The organism is Actinoallomurus liliacearum (genome assembly GCF_039542035.1).
Classification (GTDB): Bacteria; Actinomycetota; Actinomycetes; order Streptosporangiales; family Streptosporangiaceae; genus Actinoallomurus; species Actinoallomurus liliacearum.
The window spans coordinates 41,857-63,426 of the sequence record NZ_BAABHJ010000004.1 but is presented as its reverse complement, the minus strand read 5'-3'; the positions used below and the strand labels follow the sequence as shown (position 1 = coordinate 63,426).

Annotated in this window: 17 protein-coding genes; 4 read left to right on the top strand and 13 right to left on the bottom strand. The window is 68.5% G+C overall.

The window, feature by feature from the left end; all coding sequences use genetic code 11:
- Positions 1-14: 14 nt before the first annotated feature.
- Genes ABD978_RS07490 through ABD978_RS07480 form a run of 3 tightly spaced genes read right to left on the bottom strand, consistent with a single transcriptional unit; the run spans position 15 to position 2,371 of the window.
- A complete protein-coding gene (locus ABD978_RS07490; protein WP_345350519.1) occupies positions 15-722 on the bottom strand; it encodes a WbqC family protein in 708 nt (235 codons plus the stop codon).
- Positions 723-736: 14 nt separating this feature from the next.
- Positions 737-1,711, bottom strand: coding sequence for a glycosyltransferase family 2 protein (locus ABD978_RS07485; RefSeq protein ID WP_345350516.1), 975 nt, complete (start codon positions 1,709-1,711; stop codon positions 737-739).
- A 42-nt stretch (positions 1,712-1,753) separates the two neighbouring features.
- The gene (locus ABD978_RS07480) at positions 1,754-2,371 is read right to left on the bottom strand and encodes a class I SAM-dependent methyltransferase (RefSeq protein WP_345350513.1); all 618 of its coding nucleotides are present in this window, start codon (positions 2,369-2,371) and stop codon (positions 1,754-1,756) included.
- 235 nt (positions 2,372-2,606) lie between these two features.
- Here ABD978_RS07480 and ABD978_RS07475 point away from each other — a divergent pair, with 235 nt between their 5' ends.
- The gene (locus tag ABD978_RS07475; RefSeq protein WP_345350510.1) at positions 2,607-3,674 is read left to right on the top strand and encodes a glucose-1-phosphate thymidylyltransferase; all 1,068 of its coding nucleotides are present in this window, start codon (positions 2,607-2,609) and stop codon (positions 3,672-3,674) included.
- Positions 3,671-4,663, top strand: coding sequence for a dTDP-glucose 4,6-dehydratase (rfbB, locus tag ABD978_RS07470; protein ID WP_345350507.1), 993 nt, complete (start codon positions 3,671-3,673; stop codon positions 4,661-4,663). The genes ABD978_RS07475 and rfbB overlap by 4 nt, the downstream gene beginning before the upstream one ends.
- Here rfbB and ABD978_RS07465 read toward each other — a convergent pair.
- The 7 genes from ABD978_RS07465 to ABD978_RS07435 all read right to left on the bottom strand — a co-directional run bounded on the left by ABD978_RS07465 (position 4,651) and on the right by ABD978_RS07435 (position 14,049).
- On the bottom strand, positions 4,651-6,936 hold the full coding sequence (locus ABD978_RS07465; protein ID WP_345350504.1) for a hypothetical protein: 2,286 nt from the start codon (positions 6,934-6,936) through the stop codon (positions 4,651-4,653). The two genes, rfbB and ABD978_RS07465, sit on opposite strands and share 13 nt — an antisense overlap.
- 9 nt (positions 6,937-6,945) lie before the next feature.
- Positions 6,946-8,106, bottom strand: a complete 1,161-nt coding sequence (rffA, locus tag ABD978_RS07460) for a dTDP-4-amino-4,6-dideoxygalactose transaminase (protein WP_345350501.1) — start codon at positions 8,104-8,106, stop codon at positions 6,946-6,948.
- A 24-nt stretch (positions 8,107-8,130) separates the two neighbouring features.
- Complete coding sequence (locus tag ABD978_RS07455; protein WP_345350498.1) at positions 8,131-9,486, bottom strand: oligosaccharide repeat unit polymerase; 1,356 nt, start codon at positions 9,484-9,486, stop codon at positions 8,131-8,133.
- Positions 9,486-10,919, bottom strand: a complete 1,434-nt coding sequence (locus tag ABD978_RS07450) for a tyrosine-protein kinase domain-containing protein (RefSeq protein WP_345350495.1) — start codon at positions 10,917-10,919, stop codon at positions 9,486-9,488. Before ABD978_RS07450 ends, ABD978_RS07455 begins: the two co-directional genes overlap by 1 nt.
- Before the next feature lie 88 nt (positions 10,920-11,007).
- The gene (locus tag ABD978_RS07445; protein WP_345350492.1) at positions 11,008-12,102 is read right to left on the bottom strand and encodes a glycosyltransferase family 4 protein; all 1,095 of its coding nucleotides are present in this window, start codon (positions 12,100-12,102) and stop codon (positions 11,008-11,010) included.
- Positions 12,099-13,307 (bottom strand): glycosyltransferase, encoded by a 1,209-nt coding sequence (locus tag ABD978_RS07440; RefSeq protein WP_345350489.1) that lies wholly within the window; start codon positions 13,305-13,307, stop codon positions 12,099-12,101. Before ABD978_RS07440 ends, ABD978_RS07445 begins: the two co-directional genes overlap by 4 nt.
- Before the next feature lie 4 nt (positions 13,308-13,311).
- A complete protein-coding gene (locus ABD978_RS07435; RefSeq protein WP_345350486.1) occupies positions 13,312-14,049 on the bottom strand; it encodes a sugar transferase in 738 nt (245 codons plus the stop codon).
- A gap of 282 nt (positions 14,050-14,331) precedes the next feature.
- Between ABD978_RS07435 and asnB the strand changes: the two genes are divergently transcribed.
- Entirely contained in the window at positions 14,332-16,239 is a 1,908-nt protein-coding gene (gene asnB, locus ABD978_RS07430) for an asparagine synthase (glutamine-hydrolyzing) (protein ID WP_345350483.1), read from the top strand.
- A gap of 127 nt (positions 16,240-16,366) precedes the next feature.
- Positions 16,367-17,662, top strand: coding sequence for a lipopolysaccharide biosynthesis protein (locus ABD978_RS07425; protein ID WP_345350480.1), 1,296 nt, complete (start codon positions 16,367-16,369; stop codon positions 17,660-17,662).
- A gap of 70 nt (positions 17,663-17,732) precedes the next feature.
- Here the strand turns inward: ABD978_RS07425 and ABD978_RS07420 are convergent, their stop codons facing one another.
- From ABD978_RS07420 to ABD978_RS07410, 3 genes are all read right to left on the bottom strand, one after another.
- Entirely contained in the window at positions 17,733-18,737 is a 1,005-nt protein-coding gene (locus tag ABD978_RS07420) for an NAD-dependent epimerase/dehydratase family protein (RefSeq protein WP_345350477.1), read from the bottom strand.
- A gap of 168 nt (positions 18,738-18,905) precedes the next feature.
- Positions 18,906-20,000, bottom strand: a complete 1,095-nt coding sequence (locus tag ABD978_RS07415; RefSeq protein WP_345350474.1) for a hypothetical protein — start codon at positions 19,998-20,000, stop codon at positions 18,906-18,908.
- Positions 20,001-20,120: 120 nt separating this feature from the next.
- Positions 20,121-21,566 (bottom strand): M1 family metallopeptidase, encoded by a 1,446-nt coding sequence (locus ABD978_RS07410; protein ID WP_345350471.1) that lies wholly within the window; start codon positions 21,564-21,566, stop codon positions 20,121-20,123.
- Positions 21,567-21,570 lie beyond the last annotated feature (4 nt).

Below are 21,570 nucleotides of genomic sequence, written 5' to 3'. Positions count from 1 at the left end.
ACTCCGGGTGTGGCTCACGAACGGGTGGACGCCGGGGCGGCGAACTTGAGGTATCGGGCGGCGGCCGGTCCGGTGTTGACGATGAGGTCGAGAATGCTCACCTGGTGGTCGAACGGCGGATGGACCTGGGGGTACTCCGGGTATCCGGAATAGTCGAACCAACGGACGTCTATGCCCGCGTCGTGAAAGAGGCTCTCATCGAGATAGGCGCGGGCCGCCGGGCCTGTCACGTACTCGTCGGCACCGGCCTTCACGCACAGATCCACCAAACGCTCGGTCTTGGTCCCTGTCGGGTCGTAGTCCTCGGCCCGGCTGAACTCGGCCCGGATCCGGAGGATGTCGCAGACGCCTTCGAGGAAGTGCCGGTTGATCGTGGACAGCCGGGTGCTCTCGCAGCCCTGGTAGAGCCGTTCCAGGATCGGCGCCGCGTCCGCCCAGTGCGGAGCCCTGCGGTACGCCTCCGTGAGGATCCGCCAGTGTTCGAGACGCCAGTCCGGGTCACCGGACTCCACTTCATTGATCGGCCGGTTCCGCGCGCCGCGGATGACCGGGATCGAGAGCCATCGGACGCCGGACGCCGTCTTGATGCGGTTGCGATTGCGCCAGTCCCTGGTCGTGAACTGCACGTTGTCGAGCAAGATGAACTCATCGACCGCGGCGATCAGGTCGAAGTAGCCTTTCCACGGGATGTAGTTCGACTGCACTATCGCGACTCGTTTCACGCATTCCACCCCTATTATGACCGCTGGGACACGACTTCGGGGACGCGAATCTGACCCGTGCTCGCGCCGGTCACGCCGACCTCTGTTCGCACTACATACGTGGGGCGGCCCATGCCGCCGGAGTGGAGTCGGCCGAGATATTCACCAAGGACCCCGATGCCGAGCATCTGCGCGCTCGAGAACAGCGCGATCATCGAGGCGATGCTGGTGAACCCGGCGACGCTCGTGTGACCCGAGAAGTAGGTCCACAGGAAGAGGCCGAGGAGGCAGGCTCCGAACCCGCCGACGAGAAGACCGAGGTAGCTCACGAGTCGCAGCGGCGTCGAACTGTACGCGACGATCAGGTTGACGGCCTGGCGCAGTAGCGTGCGCAGCGTATAGCCGGACCTTCCCTCGCCGCGCTGGTCCATGTGCACCTCGACGTCCTTGATTTTCGTGGTACACCAGTGCAAGACGACGTCGAGACACACAAAAGGACCGGTCACGTCGCCCAGACCGCTACGCAAGAACGCGCGGAACGCGCGGAACGCGCTCAGCGACCTGGCGTCTCGCGCGCCGAGCGGTCCGGACAGCCCGAGTTTGAACAACTGCGACGAGAGATTGCGCAGAATCCCGTGCTCCTCCTCACGCGGGTGGCCGTACACGAGATCGACTTCGTCGGTGAGCGCGGCCAGCAGGCGCGGAATCTCCTCCGGCGGGTGCTGCAGGTCGTCGTCCATGGTCACGATGACCTCGTGCACGGCGGCGCGTACCCCGGCGATGGTGGCGTTGTGCTGGCCGTAGTTGCGCGCCAGCCGGATCGCGCGGACCTCCGGGCGGTCCCGTGCGAGTTCGGCCGCGACCTCCCAGGTGTCATCCGGGCTGCCGTCGACGACCAGCACCACCTCATATCCGATGGCCGCCGCGGGCAGGGCGGTGGCGAGTCGGCCGACGAGCGACGGCAGGGTCCGGGCTGATCGATAGCACGGAACGACTACGGAAACGAACACCTTTACCTCGCAGGATTACCGTTCGGGAGCCTGAGGGGCGCGCTAAAGGCGCACTATGATCGTGAAGTCGAACCCGTTGTAGTCGTGTAGCAGTGCGACGTTGCGCGAGAAGTTGCGCTTGCAGTAGTCGAAGTACAGGAGAGGGTCTCCGTAATAAAGGTCGTCTCGCATGTGCTCCGGATCGGAGTATGACGTGAGCATGTTGAAGGCGAAGCCCTTCTTGCTCACCGCAGCCATGCGCCCGACCTCCTCGATGGCGTACTGCTGCCAGGTGTCGGAGTCGCAGTCGAGTTTGATGTTGAAAATGCCGCTGGCGACGCTGTAGTCGGCCACCTCGAGCTCGGCGTAGTCGCCGACGAAGTGTATTCGCGCGTCGCTTGCGTAGAGCGATTCACCTGCGACTCGCATCGCTTTCGAGATGTCGAATCCGCAGTAGGTGAAGTCGGTCCAGCGGGCCGCCAGAACCTCCACCAGCGCGCCGTATCCGCTCCCGTAGTCGATGATGGAGAACGCCTTGTCACCGTCGATCACTTTGACGAGTTGTTCGAAGCGGCCCGTCTGTGCGGTCGGGGTCATGAAATCCACACCGAAATGGGTGGCGCCATGTGTCTTGATCTTGTCTTCGAAGTAGGTCTCGACAACCCGCAGTAGTTCCTGCATTCCACTCCTTTGTCCGAGTTATCGATGAGTTGCTCGCAATCAGAGCGGCCGGATCCGCCGATGTAGATATCCTAAGCAATGGATGCACGGCGGCCGGCGTGTCCTATCGCCTGGTGCGCAAATAGGTCATTCGATCTCGGGCAGCGATCGGCAAAGACGCGGTGGCCCTCGTTCTGCGTATGAGAACCGCATGCGATCGTGGTATGGCCATGCGCCGAATCGAGGGGGAGCCGGCATGAAGGCATTGGTCTTGGCCGGAGGGCGAGGCACCCGCCTACGTCCCCTCACCCATACTTCGGCGAAGCAGCTCGTCCCGGTGGCGAACCGGCCGGTGCTCTTCTATGGCCTGGACGCGATTCGCGAGGCGGGGATCACCGAGACCGCCATCGTCGTCGGGGACACCGGCGACGAGGTCCGAGCCGCGGTCGGCGACGGATCGGACTTCGGGTTGAAAGTGTCCTACATTCAGCAGGAAGCGCCGTTGGGACTCGCGCATTGTGTCGTCATCGCGCGGGAATTCCTCGGTGATGACGACTTCGTGATGTATCTCGGCGACAATCTCCTCATCGGCGGGATAGCGGATCTGGTGGCCGCTTTCCAGTCGAGCGCCTACGCGGCACAGCTCCTGCTCAGCAGGGTCGCGGAGCCGCAGTTCTATGGTGTCGCCGAGCTCGACGCCGACGGCGCCATCCTCAGCCTCCAGGAGAAACCGGATGTGCCGCGGAGCGACCTCGCCATCGTCGGGGTGTACATGTTCTCGCCGGTGGTGCACGAGGCGGTGCGGGCCATCACCCCGTCGGCGCGGGGGGAACTGGAGATCACCGATGCGATCCAGTGGTTGATCAACCGCGACCACAAGGTGCATTCGTACCTGGTCAGCGGGTACTGGAAGGACACCGGCAGGCTGCGGGACATCCTCGAGTGCAACCGTATCCTTCTGGAGCGGGTCGAGGCTCGAACGGACGGCACGATAGGTGGGCGTTCGGAGATCGAGGGACGGGTCGTCGTCCATCCGGGCGCCGTCGTCGAGGACTCCGTCCTGCGCGGGCCGATCGTCATCGGGGCCGGGACCAAGGTGGTCCGCTCCTATGTAGGGCCGTTCACGTCCATCGCCGAGGACTGCGTGATCGAGGACGCGGAGATCGAGTACTCCATCGTCCTCGGGAGCTCCACCATCCGGAGCGTGCCGCGCATCGAGCACTCGCTGATCGGACGGGACGTCGAGGTGACGGGCACCTCACGCGTCCCCAACGCCCACCGGCTCATGGTGGGCGATCACAGTAAGGTGCAGCTACGGGCATGAGGTTTCTCGTCACCGGCGGAGCCGGTTTCATCGGATCGAATTATGTTCGCGCGCTGCTGTGCGGTGCCTATCCGGGTTTCGAGGACGCCAGGGTCACCGTTCTGGACAAGCTCACCTACGCCGGCCGGCTGGAGAACCTGTCGGCGGTGGCAGGACATCCGGATCTCACCTTCGTACGCGGCGACATCGCGGACGGTGACCTGTTGAGGCGGCTGGTCCCCGGGCACGACTTCATCGTCAACTTCGCCGCGGAGACGCATGTCGACCGATCGATCGGCGCCGCCGCCGACTTCGTCGGCACGAACGTGCTCGGCACGCAGCGGCTGCTCGAAGCGGCCGTCAAGTCAGGGATCCAGACGTTCGTCCAGATCTCCACCGACGAGGTGTACGGGTCGATAGACGAAGGATCCTGGGTGGAGACGGATCCCCTCCTGCCCAACTCTCCCTACTCTGCCTCGAAGGCCGGCGCGGACCTGCTCTGCCGCGCGTACCACCGGACGTACGGCCTCGACGTCCGCGTCACCCGCTGTTCGAACAACTACGGCCCGCGGCAGTTCCCGGAGAAGATCATCCCTCTCTTCGTGACGAACCTGCTCGACGGACGCGGGATCCCGCTGTACGGCGACGGGCGCAACGTACGGGAGTGGCTGCACGTCGCCGACCACTGCCGCGGCATCCAGCTCGTGCTCCAGAAGGGGTCGCCGGGGGAGACGTACAACATCGGCGGCGGCGTCGAGCTGACCAACGCCGACCTCGCCCGGCGACTGCTCGCGGCGCACGGAGTGGGCTGGGAGATGGTCGAGTACGTGCCCGACCGGCCAGGCCATGACCTACGCTACTCCGTCGACACGACGAAGATCCGCGGGCTCGGCTACCGGCCCGAGGTCGACTTCGACGAGGGACTCGCCGAGGTCGTGCGCTGGTACGCCGACAACGAGGCGTGGTGGCGCCCCCTCACTTCGCGCGACGCGCGAGATCAGATTTCGTAGACGGCCCAGTCGCCCGCCGCGTACCGCAGGCGCGCGAACCGGTCGAGTCCGGGCCCGGGCCGGTCCTCCCGCCGGTCGACGAACAGCCAGCGCACGCCGTACCGGTCGCGCAGCCGCCGCACCGTAGCGGGCGACGGGCGGTGGAAGGCGGCGTCGTTGTCCGCCAGCCGCCGACCGTCCCAGAACGGTACGGAGGCGTCCTCGACGTGCTCCTTCGCCGCTTGGTCCTGGGTCCTCATCTCGTAGATCCAGGTCTCCACCAGGAGGCGCCGTTCGGTGTAGGCGGTCACCGAGAAGTGGTTCAGGTCGCAGACCCGGGCGTCGGACGCCGTGCAGGTCGCGTTCGTCGCGACGATGTCGTCCGGGCGCGAGTGGTCACGGAGCCAGCGTCCCGCTCTGACGGTCCCCGGGGGTACGACGGTCGTCGGTGACCCGGCGGAGACGTTGTGCCACGTTTCCTTCACGTGGGCGACGCTGGCGGGCACCGCCAGGCCCATGACGAACGCGGCGATCACCCCCGGCGACACCGCCCGCAGCGCGAGGCGCCGGCGTCCGGCCACGAGCAGTGTCACCGCGAGGGCGGCGATGAGGAGCACGAGCACGGTGACGGGGCCGACGATCCGTCGCACCATCTCGTCGGCCTCGGGCCTGGCCGTTCCGTCCAGTCGGCGGACGGTCAGGATGACGGCGACTCCACCGGCCAGCGCTCCCACCAGGGCCGGTACGGAACGCGACCGGGCGATGTCCGGGCGGGGGAGTACGGCCGCCAGTCCGTGGACCGCGGCGAGGCACAGGTACGGCGTCGCGCCATACAGGAAGTAGCGCTGGGAACTGCCCGGGAAGCGGAGGGTCACACCCGCCGCGAACCCGGCCACCCCGATCCCGAGGAGCAACAGAACCGGCGGGTCGAGCAGCGCTCTGGGCCGTAGCCCGAGGAGGAACACCCCAATCCAGAAGCAGCCCAGTCCGAACACGCAGGCCACGACGACCGCGAGCTTCAGCGGAAGAGAAGGCTCGGCCGTCGAGCCGATGTCCGCGGCGAGCGTGCTGAAGACCGAGAGGGGGTGGACCACCAGCCCGTCAGAGGCCCCACCGTAGATCACGATCTGCGCGAAGACCAGGGCCGCCGTGACCATGAGGACGGCGATGACGGCGGGCCGGTGCACCCGCCGCCGTGCGAGCAGGGTCACGGCCGACACGACGATCAGGCCGGCGAAGAGCATCGGCAGGAAGATCGACTTCGCCCCCGAGGTCGCCGTGATCAGAATGGCGAACATCGTCCAAGGACCCTTCCCGGACCTCGGCTGCCGCAGGATCGTGACGAGGAGGAGGACCACGGAGGCGAACAGCATCACGCCGAAGGTCTGGGTGGGGCTGCACCAGGGGACGCTGTACCGCAGCACGAAGTCGGCCCCCAGACCCGGTGCCCACGCGCACGGGTTCGGGCACAGCGCGAACAGCGCGAGTCCAGGGGCCACGAGCGCCGGCCACCACCGGTCGGTGAGCCGGCGTGCGATCGCCGCGAACAGCAGGACCGTGGCCGCCAGGACCGGGAGCAGGAAGAGGCGGTACAACAGGGTCTCGGGCTCGATCCCCGTCACCCAACTCGTCGCCGCCATGTCGGCGTACACGAACCAGTGGTAGTGGAGCGGTTCGCCGAGCACGAACGGTGAGGTCGGCGGGACGTGGTGCTTGAGCTCGCCCACCACGCTGAGGTGGAAGAGCATGTCGACGTACGGTGTGGCGTGCCCGGACCAGGCCAGCCGGTGCGCCCGGAAGAAGGACGTGGCGCTCGCGACCACGGTCAGTGCGACGAATGTGGCGAGACCCCACGAGAACGCGATCGGGGCCCGGCCGGCACGGTCCGCCCCTCTCCAGTACGGACGAAGCGCCGGAACCATGACGAAGGCGACGATCGTCGCGACCGGCCAGGCGAGCACCAGCAGTGGCAGTCCGGCCCACCGGGCGGGGACGTAGGCGAGAACGGTCATCCCGTGCCCGAGGGCGGTGCCGAGCGCCACGTCCTCCCCGAGACCGGCCGAGTGACCGCGGAGGGCGCGGGCGAGGAGAGTCCCCGGCACTGCCACCCCGAGAACGACGGACATGCCGAACACGACCGTCTGCCGAGCCGCGACGCCATAGTGGTGCGACACCGCGACGGCGAGTGCGAGCGTGAGCGCGGCCGGGATCCAGCCTGATCGGAGAACCTCGCGAGGCTTCGAGGTCTCCTTCCCGGCCCGCCTCGACATCTGGACCGTTGTCACCGGTGCCACTGCCACTCCTTAAGCGGTCGGTCCGCTGAACGACGTGATGCTCTCGACGACCAGGTCCAGTTCGGCGTCGCTCATCTCCGCGAACAGGGGGAGCCGGATGATCCGGTCGGCGACGTCCTCGGTGACCGGGCAGCCTCCGGGGGCGACTCGCCCGTAACGGAGTCCACCTGGCGCGGTGTGCAGGGGCTGGTAGTGGAAGGCCGCGCGCACGCCTCGTTCCGCCAGGTGCCGGAGGAGGGACTGGCGGCTCGGCAGACCGGGCAGGAGCAGGTAGTACAGGTGCGCGGGGTGGGCGCAGCCGTCGGGGACGGTGGGCCGCCCGACGCCTCTGTCTCCGGCCCAGTCCGCGAGCCGTTCGTCGTAGGCGTCCCAGACGCGATGGCGTCGACGCTGGATGTCGTCGATCGCCTCCAACTGCGCGACCAGGAAGGCGGCCAGGATGTCCGAGGGCAGATAGCTGGAGCCGTTCTCCACCCACCGGTACTTGTCCGTCATGCCGCGGAAGAACTGACTCCGGTTCGTCCCCTTCTCGCGGATGATCTCGGCGCGTTCGATGAGTGCCGCGTCGTTGACGACCAGCGCTCCGCCCTCACCGCACTGGACGTTCTTCGTCGCGTGGAAACTCTGTGCGGCCAGGGTGCCGAACGACCCGAGGGGGCGGCCCTTGTAACGGCCGCCGAGCCCGTGGGCGTTGTCCTCGACCACCGCGAGGCCGTATCGGCCGGCGATCGCCGTGACGGCGTCCATCTCGCACGCCACGCCCGCGTAGTGCACGACGACGATCGCCCGGGTCCGCGGCGTGACCGCCGCCTCGACCCGGCGCTCGTCCAGGTTCAGGGTGTCCGGCCGGCAGTCGACGAAGACCGGGACCGCGCCGCGCAGGGCGATCGCCGTGGCCGTCGACACGAAGGTGAACGACGGCACGATGACCTCGTCGCCTGGAACGAGGTCGAGCAGCAACGCGCTCATCTCCAGGGCGTGGGTGCAGGAGGTCGTCAGCAACGCGGCGGGTGCCCCGATGATCTCGGCGACCAGGGCGTTGGCCCGCCTCGTGAACGGCCCGTCACCTTCCAGGAGCCCGTTCATGATGGCCGTCGTCATGTACTGCTGTTCCACGCCCGTGATGTAGGCGCGGTTGAAAGGGACGATCGGCGCTTCGGTCAGCGGCATGAGGATCCTCTCTCCATCGGCCGATCAGGTTCCCTCGCCCGCCGCACGCGGCCCCGCGCGACGCAGGAGGACCGCGAGGAGGATGCCGCCGGCGATGACCGGGAAGGCGCGACCGAGCCCCCAGTAGAAGATGCGCCCCATCTCGAGGAGCCCCACGTAGAGGACCGCGTACAGCACGAGGCCGTGTAGTTCGCCCGCCCGCAGAGCGCGGTAACAGACGCCCAGCAGCAGCCCGATGACGGCCCACCACACCAGCGCACCGACCGGGCCGTAGTCCGCGACCGCCGGCAGGATGGCCCCCTGGTTGTTGAACTCCGGATTCCCGTATTGCGCCAGCACCAGCATCCAGTGGTGCGGGCCCGCGTCGAGGGCGCCGTGGACGTTGAACAGCGACTTGAGTATCGGGAAGTTCCAGATCACCGGGATGGTGAAGCACGGCAGCTTCGCGTACGGCGCCAGGTGCGTGAGGAGCACCGCCGAGTTATTGGAGGCGGTCGCGTAGTACCCGCCGAGCCGGAGCATGACGAACTCGCCGACTCCGATGTGTTCGTGCTGGTAGCGGTCGCTCCAACTGCGCGTGTACTCGAAGAGCCCGAAGACGACCGCCAGGAGCAGCGGGGCGACCATCGGCAGCAGGGCCCACCAGAGCCGGTGCCGGGGCCGGGCGGAGCGCCCGGACCGCAGGGCCGCGGCCACCACGATGACGGGGACGACCGCCTCGAAGAGCGCCAGGCGTTCGGCGTTGATCAAAACCCTGGCCAGGACGAGGGCCGCGAGGAGCGCCAGGGCCCACCGATGGTGGTGGCCGCTGATGCGGCGGTCGAGCAGCAGGCACACGATGGCGAGGGGGCCGAACTGCGTCAGCGTCGTCACCCCGGGAGCCGTCGAGAAGTACTCCTCCTTCGCCCCGATCAGGGTGTCCCGGTTGAGAAGAAGCGCGCTGCCCAACTGGTCGCCGCCATAGCCGCGCGAAATGGCGAGGAGGGCCCAGACGGCGTATCCGATCAGGGTCAGTACGACGAAGACCCGACCGGCCTGCGCGAGGATCCGCTGCTGGTCCGCCGTGGGAGTCACCCGCGAACCCCGGACGATGCTGCGCCTGCGGGCCAGCGAGGGCGCGATGGCGCCGACGACGAAGGCACCGAGCAGGAGCAGCGTGGTCAGGCAGGCCGCCGAGTCGAAGTACTTCGGTGTGCGCCACCAGAGACGGTAGTCCTGGTCGGGGATGTACCAGGTGACGGCGAGACATGGGAGGGCGACGAGAACGCCCGTCCAGGCGGGGTGCAGCCACCAGGTGCCGTGGCGGATCCACAGGGACTTCCCGGTGGGGCCGTCCCGGCCGGGCGCGGCCGGGCGGCTCACCGTGCCGAGGGTTCTCATCACCGGGCGCTCGCGCTCGGCACCGGGTCCTCCTCGTCGCGGCGCCGAGGCGACGACGACGCCTCGGCGCCGCCGCTCGCCGAGGTTCTTCCCGAGTAGACGTAGTAGCGATCGTTGGCGGTGGACTTCGTCATGTTGACGACCACGCCCAGAGTCTCGGCGTTGACGGCGGCGAGGCTCTCGGCGGCTGAGCGCAACTCGTCCTGCTTGGTCCTTCCGGCCCGCGCCACGAGGATGACCCCGTCACAGCCTGGGGCGATCACCGCGGCGTCGGCGACGGGCAGGAGCGGCGGCGAGTCGATGATCACGTAGTCCGCGTTCTCGCTGAGCTCCTCCAGGATCTGCTGCATCCTCCGGGTGCCGAGCAGTTCGCTCGGGTTCGGCGGAACGGGACCGCTGGCGATCACGTCGATCGTCGATCGTCTCTTCGCCTGCTGCAGCACGTCGGCGATCGTGGCCTGGCCGGCCAGCACGCTCGTGAGACCGGCTCCCTCGACCAGGCCCAAGGCGGAGGCGATGGACGATCGCCGCAGGTCCGCGTCGACGAGGACAACCCGAGCGCCGTCGTCGGCGAGCGAGAAGGCCACGTTCATCGCGGTGCTCGACTTGCCGTCGCCGCGGTGCGGGCTCGACACGACGATCGTCCGGGGCGGCTGGTCGACGCCGATGAAGCGCAGATTGGTGCGGAGCTTGCGGTAGGCCTCCGCGCGCTGGCCGAACCGGTCGGTGTCGTCGACGAGGACGTGCTTGCGGGCGGCCGCATCATGCGGGACCTCGCCGAGCACCGGGAGACCACTGATCCGGGTCACGTCCGCGGCCCGGCCGATCCGGGTGTCGAGGGCGTCCTTGAGCGCCCCCGCCCCGATGCCGGCGATCGTTCCCAGGACGAGACCGATGGCGACGTTCAGCAGCGGTCGCGGGCTGCTCGGCTTGAGCGGGACGGTGCCCGGACGGACGACGTGGATCTGGATGGGCAAGGGCCGGCCCGCCTGCGGCGGCTCCAGATCGGAGACCGCTCGGGACAGATTGCGCGTCACGCTGTTGACGATCCCCGCGGCCATCCTCGGGTCGGAGTAGCGCACGCTGATGTTCAACAGGGTCGTGTCGAGGGGAACCTCGACGGTCAACCGCTTGGCGAGCGTCTCCGGTCGTATGCGCAGACCCAACTCACTGATGACGGGCTGGGTGACCTTCGGGGTGGTCACGATGTCGGCATAGGAGCGCACCTTCTGCTGGCTGAACAGAGTCCCCTGGTACGCCTGGTCCAGCTTGTCCGTCGTCTGGGAGAGCGAGAAGAAGACCGATGCCTTTGACTCGTAGGACCGGGGCTGCAGCATGGTGATGAGCTGAGCGACGGCGGCCCCCAGCAGCGGCGCGAGCGCCAGCAGCACCAAATGCCGGCGAAGCCCCCGTACGAATTCACTGATCGTCACGCGATCTCCTACTCTTTGTCTCCGTTGCTGATCAGGCTGCTGTTTCGAGGAGGCGCCGACGTGGTCCGGCGGGAACCTCCGCGGCCGATCAAGTCGCCGCTCCCGAGACGAGACCGGTGAAGATCTCCAGGTGCCGCCTGGCGCATTCCGCCCAGGTGAACCGCTGGGCGTTGGCCTGCCCCCGGGTACGCAGCCGCGTGGCCCGTCCGTCGTCGGTCAGGACGTCGCGCAACGCCGCGGCGATCGAGGCCGGACCGAGATCGGTGATGACGTGCGCCGCGTCGCCGGTCACCTCGGGCAGCGCGCCTCGGTCGGACGTGACGACCGGCGTGCCGCAGGCCATCGCCTCGACGACCGGCAGCCCGAATCCCTCATGGCTCGACGGCAGCGCGAAGACGCTCGCGGCTCGCAACAAGGGGGCGACGAGATCTCCCGGGACCTGGCCGAGGTACCGCACGTGCGGGACGGTTGCCAGCAGCCGCTCGATGGGCTCCGAACCCCGGAAGGAACCGCCGGCGACGACCAGGCGTACTCCCAGCCGGCTGATCTCCGGCCGGCCGACGGCCTCGACGAGCGCCGGAACGTTCTTGCGGGGATCGAGGTTGCCGAGGTACAGAACGAACCGCTCCGGCAGCCGAAGCGGCGCGAGCAGCGGGCCGTCCGCGGAACGGTCGGGATGGAAGCGCGCGGTGTCGATGCCGTGCGGGATGACGTGCAGGCGGTCCGCCGGCACGCCGAACGTGCGCTCGATCTCGCGCGCGGAGTTCGCCGAGACGGTGATGACGGCGGCCGCGACCTCGGTGAGGCGGGCCACGCGCAGCCGCCACGTTCGCTCCCAGACGGCGCGCCGGAGACCCGGGACACGGACCGACGGGACGCCGTGGACGGTCGCCACGATCGGCACGCGGGCGGGGAGCAGCGCGCCGGTGTCCCCGGGATAGTGCAGGAGATCGGCGTGCCGGTCGTCCACCGTACGCGGCCAGACGAGGCCCTCCGCGGCGGCGTAGGCCAGGGCGCGCGTGACGCCCGAACGCCCGTCCCCCGCCGGCAGGAGCACGTCGGCGGTCACCCCCAGGTCGGCCAAGTGGTGATAGAGCCGCTCCGTGTAGGTCGTGTTGCCGCCGACGTTGCGACTCAGGACCTTGCCGGTCAACGCGACGCGGAAGGGCCGTGAACCTCTCATGTCGTCGGAACCTCCGCCGACCTCCGGCGCAGCGCGGTGACGAAGGCCGTGATCTTCTCGATGAAGACCGCTTCGTCGAAGCGCGCGGCATGGTGCCGGAGGGCCTCCGGCTCGAATCGCATCCCGTCGAAGCGGCGCAGCGCGTCCTTGAGGGAGTCGACGGTCTGCCGGTCGAAGAACGTCCCCGTGCGTCCCTCGACCACGGTCTCCTGCAGGCCACCGCCGTTGAAGGCGATCACCGGCCGCCCGCTCGCCATGCTCTCGAGCGGTATCAGCCCGAAGTCCTCTTCGGCGCAGTGGATCAGCGCCCTGGCGCGGCGGTAGTAACCGGCCAGCTGCTCGTCGCTGACCCGGCCGGTGAACCGTGTCCTCGGACCGGCCATCGCCCGTAGCCGGGGCAGTTCGCTTCCCGTTCCCGCGACGACGAGCGGCAGATCCAGCTCCCGGCAGGCTCGGACGGCGAGGTCCACGTGCTTGTAGGGGACCAGTCGCCCGGCTATGAGGAAGAAATCGTCCGGTCCGTCCTCTTTGATGGAGAACTGATTCGTCTGTATGGGCGGATGGATCACCACGGCGTCCCGCCGGTAGTACTTCTCCACCCGCTGCGCGACGAATGCCGAATTGGCGATGAAGGCGTCGACTCGGGCCGTCGCCGCCAGGTCCCACATTCTCATGTGCCGGATGAAAGCGGGCATGGCCAATCGGATGACAGGGTTCAAGGGGCCGAAACCTGGATTCTTTGCATAGCGGTAGTGGTCGCTCCAATAGTAGCGAGTGGGCGTGTGCAGATAGCAGATGTGCGGCGTCTCAGGGCGTGTCACGATCCCTTTCGCCTCGGCGGAACAACTCGAGATGACGACGTCGTACGAGCTGAAATCAAATGATTCGAAGGCGAAAGTCCGGAGAACCGGATAAAGCTGGTGACGGGTGGCGGCGAAGGGCCACCTCTGCAGAAACGACGTCCGTACCTGGGCGCGCGCGAACTGCGGCAGCGCCCGCGGTGCGAAGACCGACGTATAGATCGGCGCCTCCGGGAACGCCTTGTGCAGGCTCCACAGGACACGCTCGGCCCCACCCTGGTTCGTGAGCCAGTCGTGGACGAGCGCGACCTTGAGGCCGCCGCCCTCGTTCGTCGGGCGGGGAACGGGGATGGCCCCGATGCCCGGCCGCCCGTCCGATGGGGCTTCCACTTCCACTCGTGTCATCGGTTCACCCCGCTCCGCGGCCGCCCAGCACCGCGCTGACGGTGCGAGCCAGGATCCGGACGTCGAGCAGGAGCGACCAGTTGTCCACGTAGTGGAGATCGAGGTGGATCGCCTCCTTCCAGGACAGCCGCGACCTGCCGCTGACCTGCCAGAGGCCGGTGATGCCCGGTCGCACGCTGAGCCTGCCGTAGTCGTTGGGGGTGTAGAGGAGCACTTCGGCGTCGATCTGCGGACGCGGGCCGACCAGCGACATCTCACCGATTGCCACGTTCCACAACTGGGGCAGTTCGTCGAGGGACCAGCGGCGCAACCACTTGCCGAGTCGTGTGATGCGCGGATCGTCGGGGATCTTGAACAGCGGCTCATCGCCCCGATTGTGAACGCGCAGCAGATCTGTGAGCTGTTCTGCGGCATTCGCTTTCATGGAACGGAACTTCCACATTCGGAATGGCTTGCCGTTGGCGCCGATACGCTCATGCCCGAAGAACACCGGGCCCGGACTGCTCAATAGGACGGCAATGGTGATGGTCAGCAGCAGCGGGGCAAGGACGAGGAGCAGTAGAACGGCCAGCACCCGGTCGGCGGCATGCTTGACGCGGCGTGCCCCGTGCCCGCCCATCAGGCGTTTTCCAGGTGGATGGCGAGTCGGAGGCGAAGGCGCGTCGAAATCCGCAACGTGATGGTTGAGCTGGTCTGTCGACGTGACCTGACCCGACTGTGTGCCCGGTGCAAAAATGGACATTATTGTTCCCCGGCGTCGAGTTGAAGAGATCCCCACTCCCTGGCCTCAGGTATATCACCGCCTTGTGAATGACCACCCCATCTTCAAGATCAACAGTTGGTCAGTCGCACGGAAATTATTCATCGAGGCGGCTTCGGCGACTTGCCGCCGTGGAGGTCGGACGGTGAAATGCTGGAAACCCGGCATCTCGCGGCGGACGGGTCTCGGTTGGCGGGGGAGTGTTAATGTGCTGCAGCACGCGTCGTGATTTAAAATCAGCCTTTTTAAAGGATGGGGGCGTATATGTGCGGCATAGCGGGCGTGGTGACGACGGGTCGTCCCGATCCGTCCCTCGTCCGCCGTATGTGCGATGTGCTCGCCCACCGGGGGCCGGACGGCGAGGGCTTCCACGATGACGCGCACGCCGCACTCGGCATGCGGCGGCTCGCCATCGTCGACGTGCCGGGTGGCGGTCAGCCGGTCTACAACGAGGACCGGACCGTGGTGGCGATCTTCAACGGGGAGATCTACAACTTCCCCGCGCTACGGCGCGAACTCCGCGACCGGGGCCACCGTCTCGCCACGAACGGCGACACGGAGTGCCTGGTCCACCTGTACGAGGACTTCGGGGACGATCTGGTCCACCGGCTCCGTGGCATGTTCGCGTTCGCGATCTGGGACGGCAGAAGGCGCCGGCTCCTCCTCGCCCGGGACCGGGTGGGCAAGAAGCCGCTGTACTGGCGGTCCGACGGCGGGACACTGTGGTTCGCCTCCGAGCTCAAGGCGCTCACGCGGGATCCCACGATCCGTCGCGAGGTCGACCTGGTGGCGCTGCACCACTACCTGACCTATCAGTACGTGCCGGCCCCCTGGTCGATCCTCCGGGGCGTGCACAAACTGGCGCCCGGCCACCTGCTCTCCTGGCAGGACGGCATCGCCGTGACACGACGCTACTGGCGCGTCGACTGCACCCCGCGCGCGGTCACGTCCGAGGAGGAGGCCGCCGAAGAGCTCCGCGGCCGGCTGCTCGACGCGACGCGCGTCCGCATGGTCGGTGAGCGGCCGCTCGGCGCCCTGCTGTCCGGCGGGATCGACTCCTCCGCGGTCGTCGCCGCGATGACCCGATACTCGACCGGCCCCGTCAAGACGTTCAGCATCGGCTTCGACGAAGAGAGCCTGGACGAACGTCGCTACGCGCGGATGCTGGCCCGGCACTACGCGACCGACCATCACGAGATGGTCGTCACCTCCTCGGCCCTCGAGGTGCTGCCCGCGCTGACCTGGCACTACAACGAGCCGTTCGCGGACTCATCGTCGATCCCCACCTTCTACGTCGCGCGGATGAGCGGTGCGCAGGTGACGGTCGTCCTCAACGGGGACGGCGGCGACGAACTGTTCGGCGGCTACCTGCGCTATCTGCTCATGGCGCGCGCCGGCCGGATCCCCGCCTTCCCGTTCCTGCGGGGGCCGCTCGACCGGGTCGGCTCGGCGCTCGCCGCGCGCGGCGCCCCGCGCTCGGGGCTGCAGCGGGCGGGGCGGGTGCTCGGTCTCCTGGGGCACCCGGCGTCGCGCCGCCACGCGCGGCTGATGTCGTACTTCACGTCCGCGGAGAAGACGGCGCTGTACTCCGACCCGCTGCGCGCGCGCCTGGCCGAGGTCGACAGCCACGATCTGCTCGACGACGCGTTCGCCGCCTCCCGCGCCGACTCCGTCCTGGGCCGCGTCATGGACGTCGACATCAACACGTACCTCCCCGGCGACCTCCTGGTGAAGATGGACACCGCCACGATGGCCAACTCGCTGGAGGCGCGTTCCCCCTTCCTGGACCATCACCTCATGGAGTGGGCCGCCGGACTCCCGCCGGAGCTGAAGATCCGCGGGGGAACGACGAAGTACCTGCTGAAGAAGGCGGTCGCGCCGTGGTTGCCGCCCGAGCTCCTGACCCGGCCGAAGATGGGCTTCGGCGTCCCGCTCGCGCGGTGGCTCCGCACCGAACTGGCCGACCTCTCGTGGGACGTTCTGACGGACCACACGGCGAGGTCCCGGGGGCTGTTCCGGCCCGAGGGGGTGCGGGAGCTGCTGCGGCGGCACGCGAACGGACACGACCACAGCGGCCGGATCTGGGCGCTGCTGCAGTTCGAACTGTGGTGCCGCGTCTTCCTCGACCCGCCGGTGCCGGGGCCCGACCGCGGCTCCACCGTCCGCCCGTGAACCCCTGCGGCGACCGCCATCCGGTCGTGCGCCCCCGCGGTGACCGCCACCCGGTCGTGCGCCCCCGTGGCCGCCGTCCGCCCGTGGACCCGCGCGCCGGCCGTCGCCCGGGCCGCCGGCCGGCGCGGTGAACGCGGCGGCCGGGCAGGCCGCCCGTACGCTGGGCGCCTACGCCGCCAGGTTCGTCCTCGGCGCGCTGATGAGCGTGGTCGTGAACCGGTCGCTGGGACCCGAGGGGCGAGGTGCCTACGCCGTGCTGATCGCCGTCGGGACGGTCGCGCTGCATCTCGGGCACCTGTCGGTGGAGGAGTCGCACGTCGCGCTCTGGTCCCGGCTCCGCGACACTGCTGTCGTCACCGCCAACAGCGTGCTGTTCGGCGCGGCGCTCGGAGGCGTCTGCGCGATCGCCGCCGCCGTGGTCGTGGTGGGGCTGGGGCCCGGCGTCGTCCCGGTGACGGATCCCGGTCTGCTGGCCGTGGCGCTGGTCTGGATCCCCTGCGCGATGACCGAGAAACTGCTCGCCCGCCTCATGGTCCTGAGGGCGCGCATCGACGTCAACAACCGCAGCGGCCTGCTCAGTGTGGGCGTGCACTGCGCGTCGCTGGTCCTGCTCGCCGCGCTGGGCAAGGTGACACTGTGGTGGGTGGTCGCGCTGTGGACCATGTCCGCCGCGCTGCCCCTGGTGGTCCTCCTGCCCGCCGCGCGTCCGAGGCTGCGACACTGCGACCTCGGGATGGCGCGCCGGACGCTTCGCCTGGGGCTGCGCTATCACACCGGTCTCGTCTCGATGTTCCTGCTGCTGCGGGTGGACGTCTTGATCCTGGGCGCGATGACGACGACGGCCGAGGTGGGGCTGTACGCCGTGGCGGTGACGCTGATGGAGCTGGGCCGGGTCCCTTCCGACGTCGTCGCGAACCTCGCCATGCCCCGGCAGCTCGAGGACGACGAGCGGGCGGCGACCGTGTGCACCGTGCGGTCCACGAGGATCGCCGCGCTGGTCGCCGCCGGCTCCGTGGGGTTCCTCTGCGCCACCGCGCCGTTCGTGGTCCCGGCGGTGTACGGGCCGGCGTTCACCGGGGCCGTCGGCCCGCTCCTCGCATTGGCGCCGGGCCTGTGGGCGATCGGCGCGAGCAGACCGGTGGGCGCCTTCCTGCTCCGGCTCGACCGCCCGCTGCGGAACTCGGTGACGGCGGTCGCGGCCCTCACGGCCAACGTCGCCCTGAACCTCGCGCTGATCCCGTCGTACGGTGCCGGGGGCGCCGCGTTCGCCTCCAGCGTCGGTTACAGCGTGTTCGCGGCACTCCAGGTCCAGTGGTTCCTGCGGGTCACCCGGCACTCGTGGAGTGACCTGCTCCCTCGGGGCTCCGACCTCCGCTACCTGTGGGGGACGGTGCGCCGCACCCCGTCCTGGAGTGCCGACTGACGCGCCGCCGGTACGCACCGCGCACGTCCGTACCGCCACCGCGCGCGGCGACGGCGGCGCGGTCCCGCGCTCACGTCCGTATCGGGATGGCGCGCGGTGCAGGACATCCCGCCCGTTCCCGTCTCGCGTGGGCGATGGCGTCGCTGAGGATGTCATCGAGGGAACGGCGTGGCAGCCAGCCGGTGAGCACCCGCAGTTTCGTGGTGTCGGGGACCTTTCGCTGCATGTCCTCGAACCCTGACTCGTACGCCTGGTCGTACGGGATGACCTGGATCCCGGACGCGCTGCCGGTGCGCGCGATGATCGTCTCGGCGAGCTCCCGGATGCTGATCTCACGGGAGGAACCGACGTTGTAGGTCTGCCCGATGGCGGCGGGCTCGTCCAGGAGCCGGAGCAGCGCGTCGACGACGTCGCTGACGTGGGTGAAGCAGCGGGTCTGCCGCCCGTCCCCGTACACGGTCAGCGGCTCGCCCCGTACGGCCTGCCGGACCAGCCGCGGAACGACCATGCCGTACGCCGGGCTCTGCCGAGGGCCGACCGTGTTGAAGAGCCGGGCCACGATCGTCGCCAGGTCGCGTTCCCGGTGATAGCAGTTGGCGAGGATCTCGTCGACGGCCTTCGCCGTGCTGTACGCCCAGCGCACGATGGACGGAGGCCCGAGGATCCGGTCCGCGCTCTCCCGCAGGGGCCCCGCGGAGTTCTTCCCGTAGATGTCCGACGTGCTGGTCATCAGAACCTTGCGGCGGTAACGGTGCGCCGCCTCGATCACGATCTGCGAGCCGCGGATATTGGTGATCAACGACTTCAAGGGCTCGTCGACCACCAGCCGTACGCCGACGGCCGCCGCCATGTGGACCACGGCGTCGCACTGGCGCATGAGCTCGTCGACCATCAGGTCGTCGAGCACGGAGCCGTGGACGAACCGGAAGCCCGCGTTCTTCGCCGCCTCGCTCAGATTGGCGGGGCTGCCCGTCGAGAGGTTGTCGAGGGCGATGACGGAGTCGCCGCGGGCCAGCAGCGCCTCGACGAGGTGCGACCCGATGAACCCCGCCCCGCCCGTCACCAGGTATGTCATCCTGCCGCCTTCCGGCATGCCGCGCCTCCCGGGCTCCGTGATCGTCGCTGCGGATCGGATCAGCCGACCCGCGAACGGCATGGGGTGGCGGGAAGTCCGTTCCCGCCACCCCATGCCGGCCGATCGTCGTGTGCTGTCACCGCTGCGGAAGACGGTCGAGCACTCGCATCAGGAGCAGCCCGGCACGCTGCCGACCGGCCTGCAGTTGTTGGGAGCGTTCGCGATGACCAGGCTGTCGTTGAGCGTGACCGGGCCGGAGTCGGGGACGCGGAAGATCCCGCCACCGTCGCTCGCGCTGTTGGCCTTGACGAGGGTGAGCACCAGCCTGGCCCGTCCGCCGACGCCGTTCAGCAGCCCGCCGCCACGGATCTTGGCGGTGTTCTTGTCGAGCGTGGACCGGAAGAAGAAGGCGGTCCCGCCCAGCTCGTTGTAGACGCCGCCGCCGCTGCTGTTGGCGCTGTTGAAGCTGAGCTGGCTGAACTTCACTTCGAGCCGGCCGTCGTTGTAGATGCCCGCGCCGCCGCCGCCGGCTCCACTGGGATGAATGGTCGTATTGTCGGTGACCAGGGTGTATGAAAGCACCGCCGTGCCGCTGTCGTTGCTGAGGCCTGCGCCGTTGTCCGCCGTGTTGTTCCGCAGGGTGACCTTGTGCAGGACCAGGGTGCCGCGCGCGCTGAGAATGCCGCCGCCGGTCCAGACCCCGGAGTCGCCGCCCTCGATGAAGATTCCCTTGATCGTAAGCCGGGCGCCCGTGAACACTTCGAACAGGCGGAACTGCGGGCCGCCGACACGCCTGATATGCGTAGACGGCCCCCCGATGATGGTGATGTCCCCGCTGATGATGGGCAGCGCGTCCCCGCCGCGTGTGCCCGACGTGTCCGTCGGGGCGGTGAAGTCGTAGTTGCAGTTCGCGGCCAGCCGAATCGTGCCGTGACCGGCCGCGTTGGCGTTTTTGATCGCCGTGACCAGGCCGGCCGCCCCGCCCGCAGGTCCGCTGCACGGCACCGTCACGACGGGCTGTGCGTAGGCCGAGGGCGGCGATGCCGCCGCTACTCCCGCCCCCATCAGCGCGGCAGCCGCTACGCTGCCCGCCGTTCTAGCGAATGAACCCATGAGGCTCCCCCCGAACAGAGTGGACATTTCCCTTTGTCGGTGATGAATTGTTTTCGCGGCACCGCCGACATCGGATAGAGAAACATCGCGCAGGCCACCGCACCGCATCCGTGCGTCGCGGATTTCCGGTTCTTTGCCGCCGTTGACCACTTCTTGAGCGGCCTGCTGTTCGGCTTCCCGGAGTATGGGCTGCGGAATATGCGTGCGGTGGCCGGGGGGAGACCCGGTGGTGTTCCGCCGGGGATCCCGGAGGATCCCCGGCGGAAAGGGTCAGCCCTGCGGGAGGGCGGGCTTGCCGGGGGACCAGAGCCAGGTCTTGAAGAACCCGCTCAGGTCCTGCTTGGAGATCTTCTGGGCGAGCGCGGTGAACTGCTCGGTGGTGGCGTTGGCGTGCCGGTGCTGGGCCGCCCAGGTGCGCAGCAGGGTGAAGAAGGCGTCGTCACCGATCTTCTCCCGGAGGAACTCCAGCACCATGCCGCCGCCGCTGTAGACCCGGTCGTGGAACATGGTGTCCCGCTTCGGGTCGGCGATCACGACGTTCCACCAGCTGTCGGTCGGCGCGTGGCCGTTGTAGACCGCCAGGGCCTGGTCGTGCACCGTCCGGCCGCCGTGCTTCTCGGCCCAGTACCACTGCGAGAACGTCGCGAAGCTCTCGTTCAGCCAGATGTTGTTCCAGGTCTTCACCGAGACGCTGTCGCCGAACCACTGGTGCGCCAGCTCGTGCGCGATCGTGTTCGTGCTGCGCACGTCGGAGTACAGCGGCCGGGTCTGGGTCTCCAGGGAGAAGCCGATCGCCTGCCCGTTGTACGTCGCCAGGTCGGCGATCGCGCCGGTCGAGTCGAACGGGAACTTCCCGTACAGCTTGTCCCACAGGTCCGTGGCCTCGGCGGTGGTGTCCCAGAAGAACGCCGTCGGGTCCGGGTGGTTCGGGTCGCGGCCCACCAGCTTCGGGTCGACGGCGACCGTCTCGGGGATGCCCGAGGGCGTCTTACCGTTCTTGAAAGTCCACTGGCCGATGTCGGCGGTGGCGAGGTAGGTCGCCATCGGGTTCTTCTCGTCCCAGACGAAGGTGCTCTGGTCGCCCTTCGTGCGCTGGGACACGAGCCGCCCGTTCGCGATCACGCCGAGGTTCTTGGGCACCGTCACCTTGAAGGTGAAGGCGGCCTTGTCGCCCGGGTGGTCGTTGCTCGGGAACCACGTCGACGCGGCGTTCGGCTCGTCGCCCATGAACGCGCCGTCGTCGGTGTGGACGAAGCCGTACGGCGAGCCGAACACGATCGGCGAGCCCACGATCGTCTGCGGAACGCCACCGTACGTCACGGTGACGGTGAAGGTCCGGTTCTTCCGCAGGCCGCTCCTGGGCGTGATGATCAGTTCTTGGCCGTCGCGGGTGAACTCCGCCTCGTGCTTGTTCACCGTGACCTTGGAGACCGTCAGCTGCTGCAGGTCCAGGTCGAACCGGGACAGGTCCTGGGTGGCCCGCGCGGTCATGGTGACGACGCCGTCGAGGCGCTTGGTCGAGGGGTCGTACTTCAGGTCGAGCCCGTAGTGCAGGGCGTTGTACCCGCCGTTGCCCTCCAGCGGGAAGTACGGGTCGCCGATGCCCGGGGCGCCGGGGGTGAAGTGAGTTCGCGCCGCTGCCGACGCGGCGGGGGAGATGGCCGCGACGGAGGCGAGGGTCGCGCCGATGGCCACCAGACGGGATGTTCTGCGCATGTGG